The organism is Fictibacillus nanhaiensis (assembly GCF_023715445.1).
GTDB lineage: Bacteria > Bacillota > Bacilli > Bacillales > Fictibacillaceae > Fictibacillus > Fictibacillus nanhaiensis_D.
The window spans coordinates 468,851-491,671 of the sequence record NZ_JAMBOD010000001.1 but is presented as its reverse complement, the minus strand read 5'-3'; the positions used below and the strand labels follow the sequence as shown (position 1 = coordinate 491,671).

General features: G+C 38.4%; 23 protein-coding genes and 1 riboswitch. Of the genes, 19 read left to right on the top strand and 4 right to left on the bottom strand.

The genetic code is table 11. The annotated features are described in order from the left end of the window. The first annotated feature begins 18 nt into the window (after nucleotides 1–18). From resA to M3196_RS02500, 8 genes are all read left to right on the top strand, one after another. Nucleotides 19–543: a thiol-disulfide oxidoreductase ResA gene (gene resA / locus M3196_RS02535; protein ID WP_251320689.1), complete on the top strand. Its 525-nt coding sequence runs from the start codon at nucleotides 19–21 to the stop codon at nucleotides 541–543. Between the two features lie 12 nt (nucleotides 544–555). Further along, nucleotides 556–2,160, top strand: a complete 1,605-nt coding sequence (gene resB / locus M3196_RS02530) for a cytochrome c biogenesis protein ResB (protein WP_251320688.1) — start codon at nucleotides 556–558, stop codon at nucleotides 2,158–2,160. A gap of 35 nt (nucleotides 2,161–2,195) precedes the next feature. Then, nucleotides 2,196–3,380 carry a c-type cytochrome biogenesis protein CcsB gene (gene ccsB / locus M3196_RS02525; protein WP_251320687.1) on the top strand — a complete coding sequence of 395 codons (1,185 nt, stop codon included), beginning with the start codon at nucleotides 2,196–2,198 and terminating at the stop codon, nucleotides 3,378–3,380. Nucleotides 3,381–3,537: 157 nt separating this feature from the next. Beyond that, nucleotides 3,538–4,254, top strand: coding sequence for a response regulator transcription factor (locus M3196_RS02520; protein ID WP_251320686.1), 717 nt, complete (start codon nucleotides 3,538–3,540; stop codon nucleotides 4,252–4,254). Continuing rightward, nucleotides 4,251–6,038, top strand: a complete 1,788-nt coding sequence (locus tag M3196_RS02515; protein WP_251320685.1) for an ATP-binding protein — start codon at nucleotides 4,251–4,253, stop codon at nucleotides 6,036–6,038. Before M3196_RS02520 ends, M3196_RS02515 begins: the two co-directional genes overlap by 4 nt. 109 nt (nucleotides 6,039–6,147) lie before the next feature. Further along, nucleotides 6,148–6,330, top strand: a riboswitch (cobalamin riboswitch). Nucleotides 6,331–6,770: 440 nt separating this feature from the next. Continuing rightward, complete coding sequence (locus tag M3196_RS02510) at nucleotides 6,771–7,175, top strand: DUF4430 domain-containing protein (protein WP_251320683.1); 405 nt, start codon at nucleotides 6,771–6,773, stop codon at nucleotides 7,173–7,175. Then, nucleotides 7,147–7,695, top strand: a complete 549-nt coding sequence (locus M3196_RS02505; RefSeq protein WP_251320682.1) for an ECF transporter S component — start codon at nucleotides 7,147–7,149, stop codon at nucleotides 7,693–7,695. Before M3196_RS02510 ends, M3196_RS02505 begins: the two co-directional genes overlap by 29 nt. A gap of 281 nt (nucleotides 7,696–7,976) precedes the next feature. Continuing rightward, the gene (locus tag M3196_RS02500; protein ID WP_251320680.1) at nucleotides 7,977–8,789 is read left to right on the top strand and encodes a histidinol-phosphatase; all 813 of its coding nucleotides are present in this window, start codon (nucleotides 7,977–7,979) and stop codon (nucleotides 8,787–8,789) included. A gap of 113 nt (nucleotides 8,790–8,902) precedes the next feature. Here M3196_RS02500 and serA read toward each other — a convergent pair whose 3' ends face one another. Both serA and M3196_RS02490 read right to left on the bottom strand, forming a co-directional pair. After that, nucleotides 8,903–10,477: a phosphoglycerate dehydrogenase gene (serA, locus tag M3196_RS02495; protein ID WP_251320678.1), complete on the bottom strand. Its 1,575-nt coding sequence runs from the start codon at nucleotides 10,475–10,477 to the stop codon at nucleotides 8,903–8,905. Nucleotides 10,478–10,670: 193 nt separating this feature from the next. Next, nucleotides 10,671–10,919, bottom strand: a complete 249-nt coding sequence (locus tag M3196_RS02490; RefSeq protein WP_251320676.1) for a ferredoxin — start codon at nucleotides 10,917–10,919, stop codon at nucleotides 10,671–10,673. 231 nt (nucleotides 10,920–11,150) lie between these two features. Here M3196_RS02490 and M3196_RS02485 point away from each other — a divergent pair, with 231 nt between their 5' ends. From M3196_RS02485 to M3196_RS02465, 5 genes are all read left to right on the top strand, one after another. Continuing rightward, nucleotides 11,151–12,221 (top strand): helix-turn-helix domain-containing protein, encoded by a 1,071-nt coding sequence (locus tag M3196_RS02485; protein WP_251320675.1) that lies wholly within the window; start codon nucleotides 11,151–11,153, stop codon nucleotides 12,219–12,221. Further along, nucleotides 12,199–13,701, top strand: a complete 1,503-nt coding sequence (locus M3196_RS02480) for a RecQ family ATP-dependent DNA helicase (RefSeq protein ID WP_251320673.1) — start codon at nucleotides 12,199–12,201, stop codon at nucleotides 13,699–13,701. Before M3196_RS02485 ends, M3196_RS02480 begins: the two co-directional genes overlap by 23 nt. Continuing rightward, nucleotides 13,698–14,300, top strand: coding sequence for a CPBP family intramembrane glutamic endopeptidase (locus M3196_RS02475; RefSeq protein ID WP_251320671.1), 603 nt, complete (start codon nucleotides 13,698–13,700; stop codon nucleotides 14,298–14,300). Before M3196_RS02480 ends, M3196_RS02475 begins: the two co-directional genes overlap by 4 nt. A gap of 6 nt (nucleotides 14,301–14,306) precedes the next feature. Further along, complete coding sequence (locus M3196_RS02470) at nucleotides 14,307–14,606, top strand: hypothetical protein (protein ID WP_251320670.1); 300 nt, start codon at nucleotides 14,307–14,309, stop codon at nucleotides 14,604–14,606. A gap of 102 nt (nucleotides 14,607–14,708) precedes the next feature. Further along, nucleotides 14,709–15,161: a DUF2663 family protein gene (locus M3196_RS02465; protein ID WP_251320668.1), complete on the top strand. Its 453-nt coding sequence runs from the start codon at nucleotides 14,709–14,711 to the stop codon at nucleotides 15,159–15,161. 2 nt (nucleotides 15,162–15,163) lie between these two features. Here M3196_RS02465 and M3196_RS02460 read toward each other — a convergent pair whose 3' ends face one another. Next, a complete protein-coding gene (locus M3196_RS02460; protein WP_251320667.1) occupies nucleotides 15,164–15,379 on the bottom strand; it encodes a hypothetical protein in 216 nt (71 codons plus the stop codon). Nucleotides 15,380–15,554: 175 nt separating this feature from the next. Here M3196_RS02460 and M3196_RS02455 point away from each other — a divergent pair, with 175 nt between their 5' ends. The 6 genes from M3196_RS02455 to M3196_RS02430 all read left to right on the top strand — a co-directional run bounded on the left by M3196_RS02455 (nucleotide 15,555) and on the right by M3196_RS02430 (nucleotide 21,669). Further along, nucleotides 15,555–16,301 (top strand): metallophosphoesterase, encoded by a 747-nt coding sequence (locus M3196_RS02455; protein WP_251320666.1) that lies wholly within the window; start codon nucleotides 15,555–15,557, stop codon nucleotides 16,299–16,301. 68 nt (nucleotides 16,302–16,369) lie between these two features. Next, nucleotides 16,370–17,281 carry a MerR family transcriptional regulator gene (locus M3196_RS02450; protein ID WP_251320665.1) on the top strand — a complete coding sequence of 304 codons (912 nt, stop codon included), beginning with the start codon at nucleotides 16,370–16,372 and terminating at the stop codon, nucleotides 17,279–17,281. A 101-nt stretch (nucleotides 17,282–17,382) separates the two neighbouring features. Then, complete coding sequence (locus M3196_RS02445; protein WP_251320664.1) at nucleotides 17,383–17,973, top strand: genetic competence negative regulator; 591 nt, start codon at nucleotides 17,383–17,385, stop codon at nucleotides 17,971–17,973. A gap of 167 nt (nucleotides 17,974–18,140) precedes the next feature. After that, the gene (locus M3196_RS02440) at nucleotides 18,141–19,058 is read left to right on the top strand and encodes a D-alanine--D-alanine ligase family protein (protein ID WP_251320662.1); all 918 of its coding nucleotides are present in this window, start codon (nucleotides 18,141–18,143) and stop codon (nucleotides 19,056–19,058) included. 241 nt (nucleotides 19,059–19,299) lie between these two features. After that, the gene (locus tag M3196_RS02435) at nucleotides 19,300–20,583 is read left to right on the top strand and encodes a Glu/Leu/Phe/Val family dehydrogenase (RefSeq protein WP_251320661.1); all 1,284 of its coding nucleotides are present in this window, start codon (nucleotides 19,300–19,302) and stop codon (nucleotides 20,581–20,583) included. A 99-nt stretch (nucleotides 20,584–20,682) separates the two neighbouring features. After that, nucleotides 20,683–21,669: a YpdA family putative bacillithiol disulfide reductase gene (locus tag M3196_RS02430; protein WP_251320659.1), complete on the top strand. Its 987-nt coding sequence runs from the start codon at nucleotides 20,683–20,685 to the stop codon at nucleotides 21,667–21,669. A gap of 166 nt (nucleotides 21,670–21,835) precedes the next feature. Here M3196_RS02430 and M3196_RS02425 read toward each other — a convergent pair whose 3' ends face one another. Beyond that, a complete protein-coding gene (locus M3196_RS02425; RefSeq protein ID WP_251320658.1) occupies nucleotides 21,836–22,804 on the bottom strand; it encodes an asparaginase in 969 nt (322 codons plus the stop codon). Nucleotides 22,805–22,821 lie beyond the last annotated feature (17 nt).

Here is a 22,821-nt window from a genome sequence, read left to right as displayed (position 1 = left end):
TAAAGGAGCGGATAACTTTTGAAAAAGAAAAGATTCTGGTTTCGCTCTGCTTTGCTTGCCATATTAGTTATTGCGATCGGTTATACAATTTATAACAGTATCTACGAGGATAGTGGTACTTACATAAAAAAGGGAGATAAGGCTCCTAACTTTGTACTTACTGATCTTAATGGCAATCGGGTAGAACTAGAGGATTACCGTGGCAAAGGTGTTTTCCTTAATTTTTGGGGCACATGGTGCAAGCCTTGTGAACGGGAAATGCCATATATGCAGAGACAATATGAAACCTATAAGAAACAAGGGGTAGAAATCCTTGCAGTAAATGTAAGTGAAACAAATGTGTCTGTTAAGAATTTTGCAGACCGTTATCGTTTATCCTTCCCAATTCCGATGGATAAGCAAAGAGAAGTGACGAAAGCATATGGTATTGGTCCGATCCCAACTACTATTCTCATTGACAAAAATGGGAAAGTTGTTGGAAGAACAAGTGAATCGCTTTCTGAAGAAAAAATTATTTCCTTTATGGAAAAAATCAAGCCGTAACGGGGTGAAAAGATGCAAACGATAACATGTGAATGCGGCCACTCCAATCCGTACGGTACAAGTCTTTGCCAAGCTTGCGGAAAACCGCTCGAAAATGACGTTGAAGTACTCTCAAGCATGCGTTATGAAGGAAGCGCCAGAAGATCTCAAACGTATAAAAAGACAATTGTTGATCACATTTGGAATTTCTTTTCGTCTGTAAGAGTCGGGGTCTGGCTTATTGTCATCATATTGGTGGCAGCTGCAATCGGGACCATATTTCCTCAAGAGACATTTATCCCGCCAAATGTTGATCCAGCCTCTCATTATGAAAGCGAATACGGAACTTTAGGACTTATCTATTATTTATTGGGATTTCATAATCTTTATGGCTCTTGGTGGTTTATTATTCTGCTTGGAATGCTGGGACTGTCCATAATTATAGCCAGTCTTGACCGCGGAATTCCTTTATATAAAGCTTTAAAAACACAAAGAGTTACAAGACATGATCAATTCATGAAAAATCAGCGTTTGTTCTCTGTGAGCAAAGAAGTTGAAATCGAAGAAGTTAAATATACACTTGAATCCCTGCGTTATAAAGTCCGTGAAGAAAACGGTAATCTATTTGCAGAGAAAGGCCGTTTCTCTAGATGGGGAGCATATGTAAATCACGTGGGACTGATCATTTTCTTAACTGGAGGAATGCTAAGGTTCTTTCCGGGGATGTATGTAGATGACGTCCTGTGGGTAAGAGAAGGCGAGAAGGCTTCTATACCAGGCACGAAGAGTGATGAAGGACAATATTACTTAGAAAACAATGAATTTATTCTTGAGATGTATGATAAGGAAGAAAAGAAGTTTAATAGTGCACTTAGTTCAGTAGATGGTGAAGTAGCTAAAAACTATCAAAGCAACGTAACACTTTATAAAACCGAACCTAATCACACGATTGGCGAGGAGCCTGAACTAATAAAAGTAAAAGACGGTGAAATCCGTGTAAATGAACCGTTTAAATTTGACTCATTTGCACTCTACCAAACTGATTTTAAGTTAAATGAATTTAACAAAATGAGTTTTGAATTAGAAGAAAAGTCAACCGGGAAGAAATTCGGCAAACTGACTGTTGATTTACATGAACCTGAAAAGAAGTATGATTTAGGAAATGGCTATAGAGTTGAGATCGAAGAGTACTTTCCGAATTTTATTCTTAACGAACAAAAACAGCCTTCGACTATAAATAACTTGCCGGATAACCCTGCTTTTGTATTTTCCATGTATTCTCCACAAACGCCTAAAGGAGAAAAAGCATTTGTAGGAATTCAAAAGAATATTGAAGCCGGTGAGAATAAGTTTAAAATGTCATTTGCAGGAATTGAAACAAAAGATTTAACGGCATTAACCGTAAGAAAAGATCATACTCTTTGGATCATTGCACTTGGCGGCATTATCTTTATGATCGGTGTTACACAAGGGCTGTATTGGAATTACAGAAGAATTTGGATCAAACAAAATCAAGAAGAAGTATGGGCTGCAGCTCATACGAATAAGAACTGGTACGGTCTGAAGAAAGATTTAGAGTTCTTGGCTGACAAGTCAAATCTAATGCCGTTGGCCGACAAGGAAGTAAACTCTAAATAACCGATAACCGTACAGTTCAAGCAGGAGGGTTTAGGATGGCTCAAATAAGCAGCACGCTTTTATATAGCGCATTCATGATTTATTTATTTTCTACCCTTTTCTTTGCAATGTCTATTTCTGATAAAAAACGTTCAGAAGCAGCACATACAAAAAAATGGGGTAAAATTGGCTTCATTAGTGCTTGTATTGGATTTGCAGCTCAGCTTGGTTATTTCATTACGAGATGGATTGCAAGCGGACATGCACCAGTGAGCAACTTATTCGAATTTACTACATTCTTTGGAATGATGATGGTACTTGCGTTTATCATCTTATATGCGATCTATCGTATGAACGGTTTAGGTGTATTCGCAATGCCTGTTGCATTGCTTGTCATTGCCTATGCGAGTATGTTTCCAAGAGATATCTCTCCGCTTATTCCAGCTCTGCAAAGCGACTGGCTTAAAATTCACGTAACAACAGCAGCTTTAGGCGAGGGAATTCTGGCTATTTCGTTTGTGTCTGGTCTTATCTATTTGATTCGTACAGTTGATCAATCCGTTTCCACTAAAAAAACAAAATGGCTAGAAGTTATCCTATACAGTTTAATAAGTATTGTTGGATTTATAATTGTTTCCATGGCTTTTAATGGGGCTGGATATGAAGCAAAATATGAAATCATGAATGAGAAAAACCAGGCTGTTGAGGTCGTATACGAAATGCCGGCAATTGCAGGGCCAGCTAATGGTGCAAAGCTTGATGATGCATTTGGTCCATTGTTTTCCACACCATCATGGATGAATGGTGTAGATGCTTCCAAAAAATTAAATACATTTATCTGGTCTCTTTTGGCAGGCGCTATTCTATACGGACTGCTTCGATTAATCCTAAGAAAAAGAATCGCCGCTGCGCTTCAGCCAAAAGTGAATATGAATTCTGACCTTCTTGATGAAATCAGTTATCGTGCTGTTGCAATCGGATTTCCGATCTTCACTTTAGGCGCCTTAGTTTTTGCTATGATCTGGGCTCAGCAGGCTTGGTCTAGATTCTGGGGCTGGGATCCTAAAGAAGTTTGGGCGCTAATCACTTTCTTGTTTTATGCAGCCTTTCTTCACTTAAGACTATCAAGAGGGTGGCATGGCGAAAAGTCTGCATGGCTCTGCGTATTAGGATTCTGGATTATTACATTCAACCTTATTGCAGTCAATCTTGTACTAGTCGGATTGCATTCATACGCATAACAGAAGTTTCATAAAAGTCTCTCTTTAACAAGAGGGGCTTTTTTATAAGTAAATAGAAAAGTGTCCTGTTTGTTCCAAAAGGTTGACTTCATGTATGATAGAAACAGGATATATCAGGAATAATTTTTTCACTATGATTTCATGTGGAGGATTGAAAATGGATACAGAAGCTAAGATTTTAGTTGTTGATGATGAAGAACGTATTCGCAAGCTATTAACCATGTACTTAGAAAGAGAAAACTATGAAGTGCATGAAGCAGAAAATGGGGAAGAAGCACTGCAAATGGCTGTTTCCATAAATTTTGATCTGATTTTACTGGACTTAATGCTTCCGGGTATGGACGGAATCGAAGTTTGTGAAAAGCTAAGAGAAAAGAAAGCGACACCTGTTATTATGCTTACGGCAAAAGGTGAGGAATTAAATAGGATACAAGGCTTTGAAGCCGGAACGGATGACTATATTGCAAAACCGTTCAGCCCAAGAGAAGTTATATTGCGTGTTAAGGCACTTTTAAGAAGGTCATCTCCTACAAAGTTTCTTCAAACGGAAACGGTTGCTAAAAATATAGTTGTTTTTAAGCATTTAACCATTGATCATGATGCCCATCGTGTGACAGCCGGAGGGAAAGAAGTGAATTTAACTCCAAAAGAATATGAACTGCTCTATTATTTAGCAAAAACGCCTGACAAAGTATACGCACGGGAACAGCTTTTAAAAGATGTTTGGAATTACGAGTTTTTTGGAGATTTAAGAACAGTAGATACTCATGTAAAAAGGCTGCGAGAAAAACTAAACAAAGTCTCTCCAGATGCTGCCTCTATGATTGCGACCGTTTGGGGAGTAGGATATAAATTCGAGGCGGGTAATGAATGATCTGGAGAAGTGTTGTAGGCAAACTTTCGGTAACCATTTTGTTGCTGGTATTGGTCGTATTGACGGTGCTGACAATATTGCTTACCCAGTTCTTCGAAAATTTCTATGATAATCAGGCCAGAGAACAATTAACAAAAATGGCTGACAGGCTCGTTCTTATTATGGAAAATGATCAAAATAAAGAAGAGGCTATACGGATCACAAGTGAAATGGCTGAAGCTTATTCAATGTCAATTATGATTATTGATGAAAACCAGGAATCATTTATCTCCACTAAATCTTTTAGTGATGCACCATACATCCCTGTTTCAGTTTTTAGCGATCATGAAAAATTATTGTCAGTTGTGGAAGACGGAAAAAAGATTTATATGAATGGTGATTTTCCTGTTCTCTCTGAAGGCAAAGAATCAGCACATACCATGATTATTTATGGAGAACCTTACGAAACCGGAAATGGTAAAGGCGGCGTGTACGTTTACCAATCGATAGAAAACATTACAAAGACTACAAACCATACGAAATATCTTATCTTTTTAGCAGCTGGCATCGCCATTATACTGACCATCATATTTGCTTTCTTTTTATCAACACGAATTACGGCTCCTCTCAGAAAGATGAGAGAAGCGGCCACATCTGTCGCAAAAGGTGAATTTGATATGAAAGTACCGATCTTAACACATGATGAGATCGGTGAACTCGGAATGACATTTAACCGCATGGGTCGTCAGCTCAAAAATAACATTACTGCATTAAACCAGGAAAAGGAACAGCTGACGAGTATCTTGAGTTCAATGGCAGATGGAGTTATTACCTTTGACAGAAAGATGAATATTCTAGTTACTAATCCGCCAGCAGACCGCTTTTTACAAGCTTTTTATTACGAATCTGGTATGAAGAGTGAAGTAAAAGGCAATGTCCCGAAAGAGGTAACTCAGCTTTTTCAGCAGGTTGTTTCCCTTGAAAGTGAGCAGCTGACTGAGATTGATATACAGGGAAGATCATGGGTGATCGTTATGACACCTTTATATGACCAATCTGTAATTCGAGGTGCTGTAGCTGTTTTACGTGACATGACAGAAGAGCGGAGAATGGACAAGTTAAGAGAAGATTTCGTTGCCAATGTTTCACATGAGTTAAAGACTCCAATCGCAATGCTTCAAGGGTATAGTGAAGCAATTGTAGACGATGTTGCAGAATCAGAAGAAGAAAAAAAGGAACTCGCAGGAATTATTTTAGATGAATCAAAAAGAATGGGCAGACTTGTCAACGAATTGCTGGACCTTGCCAGACTGGAAGCTGGTCATATGAAGCTTCATCTTGCGAATATCGCTATTCCTCCTTTTGCAGAACGCATTGTCCGTAAGTTTCAGGGACCTGCTAAAGAAAGGGATATACAGCTGACGCTTCAAATGTCCGGAGTTCACAAAGAGATGGCAATAGATCCTGACCGTATAGAACAAGTACTAACGAATTTGATAGATAATGCAATCCGTCATACTTCGCATGGTGGATTCGTTCAGCTCTCCATCGAATCAAGCGAAAAAGCAGTTAAGTTTTTCATAAGAGATAATGGTTCGGGCATTAAAGAAGAGGATCTTCCTTTTGTTTTTGAACGTTTTTATAAAGGCGATAAAGCAAGAACGAGGGGAAAATCTGGCGGAACTGGACTAGGGCTTGCCATTGCAAGAAACATTGTTGAAGCGCATGGGGGACAAATTAATGTTCATAGCAAGAACAATGAAGGTACGACATTCTCGTTTGTAATACCTCGAACTGTGAAGTAAATTATCAATCTTTCCCGATTAATCTTGTTTCATAAGGAACATATAAGGAAAGGTAAAAAAGATTTCACAATTTTCTCCATTAAGATATAATATAATTTGTAATTAGAATTTCATAAGTATTTAAACAGGTGCTGTCCATAACGGACAAGCATAATAGGGAAAACGGTTAAATTCCGTTGCGGTCCCGCCACTGTAATTGTGAGAAACCTAATGATTAGCCACTGTTAAATCGGGAAGGCGTTAGGGGACGATGATCAAGAGCCAGGAGACCTGCCTGTATTGTACAAGACATGACCTACGAGGATAGGGGGGGTGTTAAACAGTGCCAGCAATGGGCAGCTGTTTTCTGCCTGTATACCATAATTCCAATCTCCTTCGTAGACGACGAAGGGGATTTTTTTTGGTGAATTAAAAGAAAGGCTCTTCTCTAAAAGATTGTTGCTTTTGGGTCTCTCTTCATTGGCAAGTTGATTGGAGAGCAAGGTGCGTGCCCGCAACCTGATATACTTCATGCAAGGCATGCGACGAGGAACAAGCTTCGACTGTTTTGCTTTCAGACGCAGGAGCACATTTCCTGGAAGGTGAGACTCCTAAGGGTGCAAAGCCGAGGAGGCACACCGCACGCCCCGCGGAAAGCGAGCATCCTGGAGCGGAAATCAGCCCCTTTCAAGAGCAACAAAGTTTGCGAAAACAGCCAAAAGAAAAAACAGATCAATGACTAGGAAGAGGTTTATGATGAAAAAACTGATTTTAGTATTTGCTGCAATTATGCTGATGATGACTGGCTGTGGAACAACTGAGAAACAAAAATCTTCTGACCAGCCGAAAACAGAAGAAACCAAAAAAGAACAAGTTACCGTTCAAATTACAAAAGATAATGGCAAAGAGAAGGTAACAGAAAAGAAAGTTGACATTGCGGAAGAAACAACCGTAATGGATGTAATGAAAGATAACTTTGAGATCGAAACTCAATTTGATGATTCTTTTATCAGCAGTATTGAAGGTATTGCAGGAAACGAGCAGGATAAAACATCTTGGTTCTTTTCTGTTAATGGTGAAGAAGCGATGAAAGGTGCAAAAGAAATCACACTGAAACCAGGTGATACTGTTGAATTCGATTTCCACAAGTATGAATAAACTTACGATTAGGAGAATTACAATCATTGCTTTGCTTGCAGCCATTTTAACTGTGGGCCGCATCGCGTTTACAATGATACCTAACGTACAGCCTAACACAACGATAATAATATTGGCTTCATTTGTACTTGGTCCTGTTCAAGGCCTTATCTTAGCTATATTAAGCACCTTAACTACTAACTTATTCCTGGGACATGGCCTATGGTCATTCGGCCAGATGGCTGCTTGGGGACTAATCGCAGTCTTAAGCGGTATACTCGGAAAATACCGACATAAACTGCCGTGGTGGATCCTGAGTTTTTACGCGGGTTTTTGCGGTTTTCTTTTCGGATTCATCATGTCGGCTATAATGGGTGGAATCATCATGCAGAAATTTTGGCCGTATTATTTGGCAGGTCTCCCGTTTGATTTAAACCATGCTGTTGGAAATGTTGTATTCTTTTTGGTATTATACAAACCGCTGCTTTATATTATGGAACAGCAGATTAATAACGATTTAAACAAAAGAGCTGCCTATTAGGCAGCTCTTTTGTTTTCGTTCATTCCTGTTAAACGTTTTATCGATTTTAATTTTGAAATAGTAGTTCAAAACTTAGTTCTTCTGAATAGGATAGTAAAGTTGATTCTAATAACTTAGGAGGACAAAATGAGAGACTATCTAAACCGATTTTTTGCCGTGCTGTTTTTAACACTTTGCATTAGTGTTCTTTTTATAGGCGGAAAACTAGGAGCATAAATGCTTGATTGAAAGTGATATTCGTGTTACATATGGTAAAACGTTTTTTAAAAAAGGAGACCAATATGCTAACGGATTACCATGCACATCTTGAAAAGGGTACCTTGTCTATCGATTATTTATCAAAATTTGTTGAGACAGCAAAGCAACAAGGTATCCAGGAATTCGGAATATCTGAACACGCCTATCATTTTTATGAAACGAAAAACATTGTATCAAAGCCATGGATGGAAGAAAGACGGTATTATGCAATGGATGACTATGTGGACTTATTTAAGAAAGCGGACCGTCTCGGAATGGACGTGAGAATGTCTATCGAAATGGACTATACACCCGGCAGCCATAAAGAGATGGAATCATTCATTTCTTCTTATCCGTTTGATTACGTGATCGGCTCTGTTCACTGGGTCGGCGATTTTGGAATTGATCTTGCGGAATACAGAAAAGAATGGGACCGCAGGGATTTATATGAGACATATAGAGCTTATTACGACCAAATCGTAACACTTGCTGAATCGAACCTTTTTGATATTGTCGGACATCTTGACCTTGTGAAAATCTTTAACTATATCCCTAAGGACGAAGAGTTTTTAATGGAACAATATGAGCGGGTAACAGATGCATTGAAAAATTCTAAAACATGTGTAGAAATTTCATCTGCTGGTCTGCGAAAACCTGTCGGAATTCTGTATCCTGCTCCAGAATTGTTAACACTTTGCTATAAAAAAGGAATCCCCATCGTACTTTCTTCTGATGCACATGAGCCGCATCAGGTGGGAGAAAACTATGAAGCTTCTATTGATCTTGCTAAAAAAACAGGCTATACAACTTTGATGACGTTCAGAGGCGGAGAGCGGAAAGAAGTAGAGTTAGGCTAATAAAAAGCTCTGCACTTCATTAAGTGCAGAGCTTAATTTTATAATCTCTCTTGTATTTGTAAGGAATTCCACAGTAAATGGCAATTAAACCCACGGTTTGACAGGTTTCTCTTTTACAGATCCAGCGGTTTACATACAAGCAGATCTTCTATCCCTGACAGTTCTTTTTGAATCGTTTCAGGAAGCTGTGTATCAAATGTAAGAACCATCATAGCTTCGCCGCCTGCAGATTTTCTTCCTACATGCATCGTAGCAATGTTAATATTCCGTTCTCCTAAAAAGGCTCCAACCTTACCAATAATCCCTGGGATATCTCTATGTTCGATATATAATAAAGATCCTTGAGGAACAAAATCCACATTGTAACCATTCAATTGAATAATTCGTCCCCCAAACCCTTTAACTAAAGTAGCAGACAGTGTAAAGGTTTGGTTTTGTCCGGTTACTTTTACATGAATGATGTTAGGATAACCGTAATCATCTGTACCTCGTTTTTCCCCAACGACGATTCCGCGTTCATTTGCGGCTACCATACTGTTTACATCATTAACAGGTCTGTCAAGTCTGGTTTTCAAGAAGCCGCAAAGAAAGCTTCTTGTTAGGGAAGTGGTATCTGTTTCTGAAAGTGAACCCCCATAACCTATTGAAATTTCGGTGACAGGTTCTTTAAAAAATTGAGTTGTAAACGAGCCGAGTATATGGGAGAAATCATAATACGCAATTAGTTTTTCGTACGTATCTTTGGATAATGATGGAAAGTTCACTGCATGTTTTAAAGGTTTATTTAAAATGAATGATTTAATCTCATCGCTCGCCATGTAGGCTACGTTTTTTTGTGCCTGTACGGTAGAAGCAGCGATGTGGGGAGTGACGATAACATTTGGGTGATCAATTAAAGAACGGTTGACAGGCGGTTCTTGCTCAAAAACATCCAATGCACATCCTGATAAGTGACCGTTATCCAGGTAGTGCAGCAGAGCCTCCTCATCAATAATTCCGCCACGTGCACAGTTCAGGATGAAAGCACCTTTTTTAGTATCTTTCAGATTATCGTGATTTAAGAGTTTGCGAGTGTCTTTCGTTAGCGGGGTATGAACAGTAATAACATCACTTTGCTGAATAAGTGTATCCAAGTCAACAGAAGTTACGGACAATTCTTTTTGCTTTTCTAAAGAAAAATAGGGATCGAAAACTAAAACATTCATCGAAAAACTTTTTGCACGTTTTGCAAGTTCAGTACCGATTCGCCCCATCCCGATAATTCCAAGTGTTTTCTGGTATAGCTCTTGGCCGGTATATTTTTTTCTGTTCCATTCACCGGTTTTTACAGATTGGTTGGCTTGAGGGATATTACGAACTAACGACATCATCATTGCCCAAGTATGTTCGGCAGTCGAGATCGTATTGCCTTCAGGAGCATTGACGACAAGAACACCTTTTTTGGTAGCTGCAGTAAGATCGATATTATCTACTCCAACACCAGCACGGGCAATAATTCTTAAATCCGGGAACTTTTCTAGCACTTCTTCTGTAATTTTGGTTGCACTTCTTACCATAATTCCAGTAATCATCTCAGGATGCTCGATTTCATCGATTTTTCCAAAGATAAGTTCAACCCCTTCAAGTTTTAGTAAAGGTTCAATACCTTCACTTGTTATTCCATCACAAATCAATATGGCTGCTGTCACGTTTCCACCCCTCAATGTCTTTATAAGTAATATCAATATTTTGATAATTTATCACATTATGAAAGAGGGTACAACCATGATTTTTAAGATAGCGGTTTCATTTCTCAAAGAAAACTAATTGACAATGAGAATCATCCTTAATAAAATAAATAAAAAACCCTCTTAAATGAAGAGGGCTTTCTAAAATGAAATACTATTCAAATTTTAATGCATCTCCATCAAAAGGCTCATCTGCAACTTTAATCGAATCAGTTGGGCAGCCTTCAAATGCATCTTGCATATCTTCTAACAATACATCTGGAATTTCAACGATTCCTTGGTTATCGTCTAGAGTTACAAATGCAATTCCTTCATCGTCATAATCGTAAATGTCTGGTGCTGCAGCTCCGCATGCTCCACATGCGATACAAGTTTCTTTGTCAACAATCGTATACTTTGGCATAAATGAATTACCTCCTAAGGAATTGAAAACGATCCGGTCATAAAAATTTAACCATTTTTTAATTAAAGGGTCTTCTAATCATATTGTAATAAGTATCCCTCTATATTTCAATAGAAAATTAGTATCGTTATCTCATCTTTTATTCCCATCTTTCCTCAAAATATAACACTTTTACTCTAAAATCCCTGTAATCTGATAAAATAGATTTAAGATATAGTGTGGTGATATAGTATGGATGTTTATTATGCCATTATTGCGGATGTGCTGCAAAAAATAAAGGGCAGCCGAAGAAGCTCAGGTATTTATTACATATTAACAGGAAAAAAAACATCACAATCATTGTCCGATAGCCAATGGTTTCAAATTGAGAATTATTATGCAGCATTAAAAGGGATGTCTATTAACCAATTTAATCAGGCTCTGGATACACTATGCTCGATGGAAATAATCGAGCTTAAAAATGAAAATATATTTATTGTCACAAAACAAGGTGAACGATTTCTTGCTGAACGAAAGGAGCATTTTTCATTTTTAGAGAAATTAAATGGATTAAAATATTCTTCCATCGAGCATGAATGCTGGCAGGTTATAACCTTATATGTCCAGGCTCTTTCTAATTCTCTTTATGATAACTATGATTATCCCCCGGTTATTAGAGATCGTGATGCGGCTGATAAGGTAAAGATTCTTTATCCAAGATCTGAGCAGCAAAGAAAAAAGACTGCCTCAAAACTATATAATGAACTTTTATCAATTTTGAAGGATTTTGATTCAGAGTCCAACGAAATTTTTGTGAAGAAGCTTTCTGGCTTTAATAGGGTAGGCAATACGTTTGAACAGTCTGCAAGAGAAAGAGGCTTAAGCAAAATAGAGACGGTTTTACGGTTCAGGGCTGTTCTGCACCAACTGTTTAAAACAGCTGATAATAAGCCTGAAGAGTTTGCGGTATTAAACTCTCTTATAGGTGATTTTATCGAAGTACCCGCTTTAACCAAATCAGCCTTGATAACGCATCAAATGCTGCAAAGAGGTAAAAACATACAAGAAGTTATGAAATTGAGAAACTTAAAATCAAGTACGATGGAAGATCATCTTGTTGAGATCGCACGTGAAATACCGGAGTTTTCTCTTCACCCATATATTGATGAAAAGCAAAAAGATAGGGTCATCGATTTTTATAATAAAACAAAAGAAAATAAATTAAGACCGATCAAAGAAGCTTTTCCTCATTTAACATACCTGCAAATTAGACTGGTTCTGGCAAAAGAAGGTGGTAAACATGCAACTGGAAGCCGCGCTTAAACAGTATTATGGTTTTGATGCTTTTAGAGAAGGACAAAAAGAAATATTAACAGACATTATTTCCGGTCACGATGTATTAGGCATGCTCCCGACGGGAACTGGCAAAACACTTATCTACCAGATGGCAGCTGTTTTATTAAAAGGAAGGGCCTTAATCGTATCTCCGCTTGTCTCTTTGATGCAGGATCAGGTAGATCAGTTTAAACAAGCAGGGTTTAAGAAAACAGTCGCACTAAACAGTTTTTTAGACCGTTCTGATAAACAATCAATCATTACCCATCTAAAAGATTACCAGTTCGTTTTTGTCAGTCCTGAAATTATTCAGAATAAATTTGTTCGTGCAGCTTTATTATCGATTAAGTGGTCCCTCTTTGTGGTGGATGAAGCTCATTGTATTTCTCAATGGGGCCATGAATTCCGGCCGCATTATCTGGATTTGGCTCTGATGAAACAGGAGATGGGGAATCCTGTATGCCTTGCTTTAACGGCAACTGCTACAAAAAAGGTACAGAATGATATTCAAAGCTATTTGGAAATGAAAGATCCAAAGGTTCATATACATAGTGTGAATCGGCCAAATATCTCCATTTTTGTAGAACTGTATTCAGATGCGGAACAAAAACAAGAGAGAGCGATCGAACTGATCCGTAAATTGAAGGGTCCGGGAATTCTTTATACAAATACTCGAAAAGGAGCTGAACAGCTCGTTTCTGTTCTTCATGAAAGAGGGATGTCTGATGTTTGTTTCTACCATGGGGGCATGGAACAGGATGAAAGATTGCTCGTACAAAAGCAGTTTCTAAATTCTCAGCTTCAATTAATCGTATGTACGAATGCCTTTGGAATGGGAATAAATAAACCGGATATCCGGTATGTCATTCACTTTCATACACCTGCAACGATCGAGGGATATGTTCAGGAAATTGGGAGAGCAGGAAGGGATATGGAATCATCAGCTGCCATATTGCTTTACCATCCTTCGGATTTAGAGATCCCTTTTCATTTTATTGAAAGTGAACTTCCGGATGATAATCAGATAGATTATATCCTTTCAGATCCCGAGGTGCTGTCTGATCAAACTTTAAAAGACAGGCTTGAGCTGGCTGGCATATCTGAAACGGGTCAAAAATTTTTAGAATACCACCTTCATAAGGCGGGAGTATTATTAGAAAAAGATGTGACGAAAACGAAAAAGGCAATTTTAGCGAAAAAGCTAAAGACAATCATTGAGGGTAGAAAAAGAGAAAAATTAAACTCATTGAGAGTGATCGAAAAATGGATCACTGGAGATGAGTGTAAACGCAATATGCTGCTTAGATACTTTGGTGAGAATGGAACATCAAAAAAGGATGCTTGCTGCAGCAGCTGCCAAGATGATCTTTCACGCTTTTTTGGAGGAATGGAAGAAAATAAATCGGACTTATACTGGGAAGATGAGCTTAGACGATTATTTAGACAGGAAGTGGATCAGAAAGTATGAATAGTCCTACAGAAGGTAACTGGGTGAGTGAATTCACTTCAAAGCAGCTGCTGTTAAATGTATACTTTTCACAAGGGTTATTCATAGGATTCGCAATGATAATTTCTTTTTTCTTTGATGTTCCATTTCCTTGGAATTTAAATGATGAAATAACAATAACCCATTTTCTGTTAGCGATAGGAACAGGGCTGTTTTTGCCTTTTTTATCGATCGAACTTAAAAAAAGGCTGCCTGCTGACTCATTGGATGATGGTGGTATGAATGAAAAGATTTTCGGTTCACTTTCCTATCTTCACATTTTTGTTTTAACAGGGATTATAGCGTTTGCAGAGGAATGGCTATTTAGAGGAGTCTTACAATCGTTGTTAGGTTTAGTACTTACAAGTATGCTTTTTTCACTGCTCCATGTCAGATATATTAAGAAACCATTGTTATTCGGCATAGTCACAACTTTAAGCTTTTGGCTTGGTATATTATACGAAATAACAGGTACGATATGGGTTCCTTTTTTAGCGCACTTCTTAATTGATTTTCTTTCGGGCAGCTGGATTGCAAGAGAACAAAAAAGAGAAATGAAAGACAGTGATAATGGGGTGTGAAATGAAGTGGGAAAAGATCAGGCGGAACATCTAAGGGAAAAAGCGGTTGAAGTTAGCAGAAATCAAATCGAAACATTACCTTCAAGAAGTGAAGTGCACGGAAGGAAAAGAAGTGATCTAAAAAAGAAAGAAAAAGACAAGAAAGAAGCAAGAAAGTCTGTCTTTTGGCTAACGAGGCTTCTGCTTTGTACTTTTATCCTGTTGATCGGACTGACTGTAACCTACAAGTATTGGTCGGGAAAAGTATCTGTTCCTGTTCACAGTGAGGACAAAAAGGGAGTTGAACAGGTAAAAATCGAACGATAAAAACCGTCAGGAGATGGCATGATCCTGGCGGTCTTTCTTTGTTTTATATGAAAGCATGAATCTGCTTGTATAGGCATAGTTATACTACAGGAGGTTTTGTATATGAATGCATTGAATCATTGGAAGATAAAGCCTTTTGTAAATGAACTGACAAGCATAGTACTAGCTCAGCTGGTCGAGAAAAAAGCTGAAAAAGACAGATGGAAAAAAACCATGAATCAGTGGGGACTATCAATGATCTTCGTTGTTATAGCCACGTTGGTATATCTTTATTTCTATAAACTCCCTGACACAGCACCTTATGTTAATCCTCTTACCGTGTTATTTGGTGATGAAATGGTTTGGATTTGTACAGTTTTTGTTATTTTCTCTAGTTTTCATATGATTTGGATGAAGAAGAAATACAAGAAAGCAGACGATGAATTCGAAGCAATTCGTTCAGATTTTATTAATCGAAATGAAGAATGGTGGAGTGATGAGGAGCAATGGAATAAGAGGCATATTGTGTACGAATTTATGAAAAAAGAATACAACATTAATATCTTCCATAAATGATTTTATTGGCAGGGACAGCCGAAAAACAAACAAGAATTTCTATCGTGACGCTGACCTTGAATGATTACTGTCATCTCACAGAAATGATCAATCCTTCCAAATGCGATGGTTTGATGTTTTTCAGGACAGTATACTTCAATTGGCAGGCCAAGGCGCATGCTATATGATAAGTCCAGATCAGTCACGAGAGATTTATTTTTCAATTTAGTTAATGTCATGATGTTATTCCTCTCTAATTTTTTTGTTCTTCATGTAAATTAATCATACGTTAAATTTACAAATTTTTCAACAAATACTTTTTAAATATTCAAAAAATTAAAGGTGAACAAACGCTTTTTTATGACCATACACGCTTTTGTGGTATGATCGCCTAAACATTTTCAGGAGGGAATAATGATTTATATTTTTCTTATATTAGCTGCGATCATTCTCTTACTATATATGTATACCGAAGCGCATCGGAATCGTGTTAGTTTTGAAGTGATAAAAATGGACAAACTCCCCGCTTCTTTTAAGAATTTTAAAATCTTCTTCATCTCAGATTTACACAAACGGGTAGTAACGGATATCGTTCTCAACCAAGCTGGGAAAGCAGATATTGTAATCATCGGAGGAGATTTGGTTGAAAGAGGAGTTCAGATGGACCGGGTGGAAGCTAACATAAGAATGCTGTCTGAAATTGGTCCGGTTTATTTTGTTTGGGGAAATAATGACTATGATGTAGATACCAATCTTTTAAAACAGACTCTTACGGATAATGGTGTTTCGATCCTGGACAACTCGTGTATCAGTCTTGAAAGAGAAGATGAAATGGTCGATATTGCTGGTGTGAATGACCTTTCTTTTCGAAAAGATAATGTAGAAGATGCACTGATGAATTGCCGTTCTTCATGCAGGATCCTAATCAGTCATAATCCTGATATTTCAAGAAAAATAAAGCCGGATTATCAAATTCGATTAGTGTTGTCAGGACATACTCACGGCGGTCAGATTCGATTAGGTCCCTTAGGCATCGCCAAAAAAGGCGGCTGGTATGATGAAGGTTATTATTTGTTATTAGTTAGCAATGGGTTTGGCGCCACACATCTGCCGCTTCGTTTTGGAGCTCCATGTGAAGCACATTTAATTACACTCAACTAGGCAAAAAGTTTACAGTACAATGTTTTTTCAGATATACTCTTCTTAACTTATTTTTTGGAGGAAGTGCGATGTCTTGTGAAGGAAAGTACAACATAAAAGCGGTCTCCAAAATGCTCGGCATACAAGCGGGTACATTGAGAGCTTGGGAAAGACGCTATTCTATCGTCCAGCCTCACCGAAATGAAGCTGGTCATCGCTTATATACCGATGAACAAGTATACATATTAAAATGGCTCGTGAATAAAGTTAATCAAGGCTTTACAATAAGCCAGGCGGTTGACGTAGCCCAAAATGGGGAACTTTATAAAGAATCTGTACCGTTTTCAAATGAAAATACAGATCGTGCTGCTGAAGTGTCAAATATGATTCTTGATGCTTTACTTGCATTTGAAGAAAAGAAAGCTAACGATCTATTGAGTCAGGCATTCAGTATGTATAATTTGGAAAAAGTCATAATAGATATTTTGGGTACATTATTAGTACAGGTAGGCCATCTTTGGGAAGAACAAAAAATTACTGTCGCACACGAACACTTTACTTCTTCCTTTTTAAGGACTAAAATTGGACAACTTATGCAGTGGCTTCCTTCTGACCCATACTTGCCAAAAGTGATTGCGGGCTGTGGAATAGAAGAAGAACATGAATTAGGGCTTCTGATGTTTACGCTGTTTTTAAGGCGTAAAGGTTTTGAGGTTATCTACTTAGGTCACGGTATTCCTGAAGCGGACTTTGAGACGGTGATAAAAGAAGTTGAACCACGGATGGTGTTTCTATCGTGTACGATAGTGGAACCAGCAATAAAGACACTCAAATGGGCTGAACGTCTTTATCAAAAGTTCCCGGAAACAGCTTTTGGTGTCGGAGGTTCAGCAGTCACTCATTTATCTTCGGAAGTTCAAGAGAATTACAGCGACCTTTTAATAGGCCATACAAAAGCGGAATGGGAAGGCTGGATTTCCAAAAGGCTAAAAAATAAATAAAGATGGTTATGCTATTTGGCTTGTTTGTTAATCACCAACTTTTCACAAACTCATATATTGTTATTAAGACATAATAGCGCCGATCGTAAGGGGGACCAGAGATGCGGGTAGAACGGTTAACCTATAATAAAATAAAAATCTTCCTAACTTTTGATGACCTGAATGAACGTGGTATTTCAAAGGAAGAAATATGGCAGGACATTCCGAAAGTACATCAGCTTTTCCGTGATATGATGACTGAAGCTGATGATGAGGTTGGGTTTAAAGCTGACGGTCCTATTGCGGTTGAAGTTTTTTCGCTTCCTGCTCAAGGTATGGTTGTTATTGTTACGAAAGGCATTAATGAGTATGACCTTGAAGAAGATTATGATGAAGATTATATAGAGATGCAAGTAACCCTTGACGAGAATGATGAGATATTTTATGAATTTACATCATTTGAGGATGTTATTCTTTTAGCAAAACGTCTTCACTCGTTAGACATTACGGGTGGCAGATTGTTCTCTTTTAATAATCATTTTTACTTAAAGTTTGAAGAGGAAGAAGTTAAACCGCTAGATCTAGACTTATTTATTGCAGTTCTCGCTGAATTTGGCAGTTCGTCAACAATAACAAGCTACAGAGTAGTCGAATATGGAAAAGAACTGATGAAAACGGAAGCGATAAAAGAGCTGTACCGTTATTTTAAATAACAAATCAAAAGGAGGGCGCAAAATTCTGCGTCCTCATTTATATTTATTCTTACTGAATTGAGAAAAAACGTGTTATGATTAGTAATATTTTTTTATCAGGCTGAACCGTAAAACCGGTACAGAATATAATAAATACATAACCTTTTGGGCTAGGAGTGACCATAAAAATGAAAATTGCAGTTTTATTTGGCGGAGTATCTGCTGAAAGAGAAGTATCACTATCTACTGGAAAACAAATTATCGCTGCCCTAGAAAGCAAAGGACATGAGGTAATCGGAATTGACTTCCATCCATCACGGTTACATGAGCTGCTAGATCTGGAAGCAGATGTGGTTTTCTTAGGACTTCATGGGAAGTATGGTGAGGACGGACGTCTTCAGGGACTTCTGGATATGCTGAATATTCCTTATGTAGGATCCGGAGCTCTTGCCTCTGGAATAGCAATGGATAAAGCTAAATCAAAGCAGTTCTTTAAAGAAGCAGGCATTAATATCGCTAAGGAAAAAGTATTATATAGAAAGTCGTACAACGAAGATCAGACTGACCTATCATTTGATTTTCCAGCCGTAGTAAAGCCAAACCGGGAAGGTTCAACAATAGGGTTAACAATTGCGCAAAATAGGGAAGAGCTTCTAAAAGGGATCGCTGAAGCATTTATGCATGATGACACGATTCTTGTTGAGCAGTTTGTGAGCGGGAAAGAAGTCACCGTTGCTGTTATGGGTGAGCATGGCCAAATGAAGGCTTTGCCGGTCGTTGAGATTGAGCCAAAGAATGCTTATTATGACTATGAATCCAAATATGCAGAAGGTGGAAGCATCCACTACGTTCCTGCAAGACTGGATGAGAAAACTACAGCATTATTGCAAAAACAAGCAGTAGCTGCCCATGAAGTTTTAGGGTGCGAAGTCTATTCGCGTGTGGATTTCATCGTTCCTCACGATGGTTCCGAGCCTGTAATATTAGAAGTGAACACACTGCCGGGTATGACACCGACAAGTCTTTTTCCAGATGCAGCAAAAGAGGTTGGAATGGATTACCCTACAATGATCGAAAAATTAATAGAACTTTCTCTTAAGAAATAAAGCACTGCTTTTGCCTCATCTTTTTATAGGGTGGGGTTGTTTTCCATAAGAAACAGGACAAACTCAAGGTTTAGGTATATTGGCAGAATATTAGGTATTTTCGTAACAGTATGTGATTAAGAAAGCGTTTTCTTTTTAGGTGAAATTCACTAAATTTTTCTTCTCAATAGTCTTGCAAAGGTGTATACTGTCACTGAAGCTTGACTAAACTTTAGAGGTGACAAATATGGGAGGTAAACAAATGACAGCCCAAAATACAACAGACCAAAAATCCGACAATCATCATGAAAATGACAATGTGCTCAAATCCACGCAATCCGTTATAGCGGATGCGCTCGATAAATTAGGATATTCTTCCGAAGTTTATGAGTTGCTTAAAGAGCCGATCCGTATGCTAACTGTTCGTATACCGGTGAAAATGGATGATGGAAGCACTACAATTTTTACAGGATATCGTGCCCAGCACAATGATGCTGTTGGTCCAACAAAGGGCGGCGTTCGTTTTCATCCGAATGTATCAGAAACAGAAGTAAAAGCGCTATCAATTTGGATGAGTTTAAAAGCAGGAATTGTAGATCTGCCATACGGCGGCGGTAAAGGCGGGATCATCTGTGATCCGCGTACGATGTCTTTCAGAGAGCTTGAAAGGTTGAGCCGCGGATATGTACGAGCTATCAGTCAGCTTGTAGGACCTACAAAAGATATCCCTGCTCCAGATGTATTTACTAATTCGCAGATTATGGCTTGGATGATGGATGAATACAGCAGAATCAGGGAGTTTGATTCACCTGGATTCATCACTGGTAAACCTCTTGTTCTTGGTGGCTCTCACGGACGTGAAACGGCTACAGCAAAAGGTGTTACGATTTGTATTAGAGAAGCTGCTGCTAAACGAGGCATTCAGCTGGAAGGTGCTCGTGTAGTTGTACAAGGATTTGGTAATGCAGGAAGCTTCCTTGCTAAATTCATGCACGATGCTGGAGCTAAAGTAATTGCGATTTCAGATGCATACGGCGGTCTGCATGATCCTGAAGGGCTTGATATCGATTACTTGCTTGAACGCAGAGACAGCTTTGGTACAGTAACGAAATTATTTAAAGATACCATTACAAATCAAGAACTGTTAGAACTTGATTGTGATATTCTAGTTCCTGCTGCGATTGAAAATCAGATTACAGAGAAAAACGCACACCAGATTAAAGCAACGATCGTTGTCGAAGCAGCTAACGGGCCGACGACTCTTGAAGCGACAAGAATCTTGTCAGAACGAGGAATTCTCCTTGTGCCTGACGTATTAGCGAGTGCGGGCGGAGTAACAGTTTCTTACTTCGAGTGGGTTCAAAACAATCAAGGTTACTACTGGACAGAAGAAGAAGTAGAAACAAAGCTTGAAAAAGTGATGGTTAAATCGTTTGAAACGGTTTATACAACTGCTATGAACAGAAAAGTTAACATGAGACTAGCCGCTTATATGGTTGGTGTTCGTAAAATGGCTGAAGCATCACGTTTCAGAGGCTGGATTTAATATTTTGCAATCCAAATACAAATCTCCTATCATATGATGATAGGAGATTTTTTATTTGGCAGTATAAAGACATGATGAGTATTTTGGAGTGGTGAAGAAGTGAATGTAGATGTTTGTATAATAGGAGGCGGACCATGCGGCTTGGCTGCTGCAGTGGCGCTTCAAAAAATAGGTATATCGTATTGTGTGATCGAAAAAGGAAACGTTGTTAATACCATTTATCAATACCCGACACATCAAACGTTTTTTAGTTCAAGTGAAAAGCTGGAAATTGGCGGTTTTCCTTTTGTTTATGAACAAAGAAAACCAAAGAGAATTCATGCATTGACTTACTATAGAGAAGTTGTAAAAAGAAACGAGATTAAAATCCGTACTTTTGAAAAAGCTGAATCTGTAATAAAAAAAGATGATGGAACGTTTACGATTAAAACGGTTAACCAGAAAAAAGAAGAAACCTGCTATGAGGCAAAGTACGTTATTATCGCAACGGGTTATTATGATAACCCGAACATGATGAACATTAAGGGAGAAGACCAGCCTCATGTACATCATTATTTTAAAGAAGGACACCCTTACTATGGTTTGGATGTAGCCGTAATCGGAGGCAAGAATTCCGCGATTGATGCGGCTTTGGAGCTGCAGAAAGCAGGAGCGCGTCCTCACGTTTTTTATAGGGGCAGTGATTACTCTCCCAGCATTAAACCGTGGGTTCTGCCTGAATTTGAAGCGTGTGTAAAGGCAGGAACCATAAAAATGACGTTTGAAGCATGTGCCAAAGAGATCACTGAAGACGGGATTATTGTTGAAGTAAACGATGAAGAAGCTTACTTTCCGGTTCATGCTGTATTTGCTATGACCGGCTACCATCCCGATCACGATTTTATCTCAAATATGGGTGTTAACATAGATAAGGAAACCGGACGGCCGTATTTTTCTGAAGGAACAATGGAAACAAATGTGGAAGGACTGTTTATTGCAGGTGTGATTGCCGCAGGAAACAATGCTAACGAAATCTTTATTGAAAATGGAAGATTTCATGGGGACATAATCGCAAATACGATACTTGAACGAGAAAAAAGCCGTTAATCCAATTAAGGATTACGGCTTTTTGCTTATGGAAAAATTTCTGTATCTAATTTTATACATTTTCCTTATTTAGAAAATTTATAACTAATTCTGAGGTTTATTCCTATTTAGCATGCTTTGCACTGAATTATGGATTTTAGAGACGGATATGTTCAGTCATCTGCTGCTATTCCAGAAACAGCTGCTGTAATTTTTCTGATGAATTCTTATTCTCAAGTGCAATCATCAGTTTTAATCTAGCTTTTTGTCCGTTTAAACCGTTCGAAAAGATTACGCCGAGCTCCTTTAAATGTTTTCCGCCGCCTTCGTATGAATAGATATCCTGTGCAATTCCGTTGAAGCATCTCGATACGAGAACAACTGGAATCTGGTGGGAGATAAGCTCCTTGATGGCAGGAACTGTTGCTGGAGGCATATTGCCTTGTCCAAGGGCTTCGATCACAACGCCATCTGCAGCTTTTGCTGCAGCTTTAATCAATTCTCCATCCATTCCAGCATAAGCTTTTAATAAAATTACATTTTTGGAGAATTGCTTTACGTGAAAACGGCTCGATTGAAGAGGAGTATGGTGAAAAAGCACACCTCTTTTTGTTACGATACCGATCGGCCCGTATTGCGGGCTTTGGAAAGTCGCGATGTTGCTCGTATGTGTTTTTGTTACGTTTTTTGCAGCATGTATCTCGTCATTGAATACCACTAAGACACCTTTATCCAAGGATTGGTGTTCACATGCGACCCTTACAGATGAAATTAGATTGTAGGGTCCGTCAGAGCCATGTTCATTGCTAGAACGCATGGCACCTGTAACTATAACAGGCATAGGGATTTCTAATATAAGATCCAGTACATAAGCTGTTTCTTCTAATGTATCTGTCCCGTGTGTGATTACGATACCATCGTATTGATCAACGCTGATCTGCTCGTTAATAAAAGCTGCAAGCTCAAGCATATGAACAGGTGTGATATGAGGAGAAGGCAGGTTCACGTAATTTTTTACAACAATTTCAGCGATATCGGACATTTCTGAAATTGTTGCCTCCAGCGGGTGAGTTTCTTTCGTGTTTACTCCGCCTGTGTTTTTATTTTCTTCCATTGCTATCGTTCCGCCAGTATGAATCAGTAATATTTTTTTCAATATTGCCGCCCTCCTTA

Coding starts and splice junctions, on each gene's coding strand:
- resB (WP_251320688.1), top strand. CDS start 556: ATGCAAACGATAACATGTGAATGCGGCCACTCCAATCCGTACGGTACA.
- ccsB (WP_251320687.1), top strand. CDS start 2,196: ATGGCTCAAATAAGCAGCACGCTTTTATATAGCGCATTCATGATTTAT.
- M3196_RS02520 (WP_251320686.1), top strand. CDS start 3,538: ATGGATACAGAAGCTAAGATTTTAGTTGTTGATGATGAAGAACGTATT.
- M3196_RS02515 (WP_251320685.1), top strand. CDS start 4,251: ATGATCTGGAGAAGTGTTGTAGGCAAACTTTCGGTAACCATTTTGTTG.
- M3196_RS02510 (WP_251320683.1), top strand. CDS start 6,771: ATGATGAAAAAACTGATTTTAGTATTTGCTGCAATTATGCTGATGATG.
- M3196_RS02500 (WP_251320680.1), top strand. CDS start 7,977: ATGCTAACGGATTACCATGCACATCTTGAAAAGGGTACCTTGTCTATC.
- M3196_RS02490 (WP_251320676.1), bottom strand. CDS start 10,919: ATGCCAAAGTATACGATTGTTGACAAAGAAACTTGTATCGCATGTGGA.
- M3196_RS02485 (WP_251320675.1), top strand. CDS start 11,151: ATGGATGTTTATTATGCCATTATTGCGGATGTGCTGCAAAAAATAAAG.
- M3196_RS02480 (WP_251320673.1), top strand. CDS start 12,199: ATGCAACTGGAAGCCGCGCTTAAACAGTATTATGGTTTTGATGCTTTT.
- M3196_RS02475 (WP_251320671.1), top strand. CDS start 13,698: ATGAATAGTCCTACAGAAGGTAACTGGGTGAGTGAATTCACTTCAAAG.
- M3196_RS02465 (WP_251320668.1), top strand. CDS start 14,709: ATGAATGCATTGAATCATTGGAAGATAAAGCCTTTTGTAAATGAACTG.
- M3196_RS02460 (WP_251320667.1), bottom strand. CDS start 15,379: ATGACATTAACTAAATTGAAAAATAAATCTCTCGTGACTGATCTGGAC.
- M3196_RS02455 (WP_251320666.1), top strand. CDS start 15,555: ATGATTTATATTTTTCTTATATTAGCTGCGATCATTCTCTTACTATAT.
- M3196_RS02450 (WP_251320665.1), top strand. CDS start 16,370: ATGTCTTGTGAAGGAAAGTACAACATAAAAGCGGTCTCCAAAATGCTC.
- M3196_RS02445 (WP_251320664.1), top strand. CDS start 17,383: ATGCGGGTAGAACGGTTAACCTATAATAAAATAAAAATCTTCCTAACT.
- M3196_RS02440 (WP_251320662.1), top strand. CDS start 18,141: ATGAAAATTGCAGTTTTATTTGGCGGAGTATCTGCTGAAAGAGAAGTA.
- M3196_RS02435 (WP_251320661.1), top strand. CDS start 19,300: ATGACAGCCCAAAATACAACAGACCAAAAATCCGACAATCATCATGAA.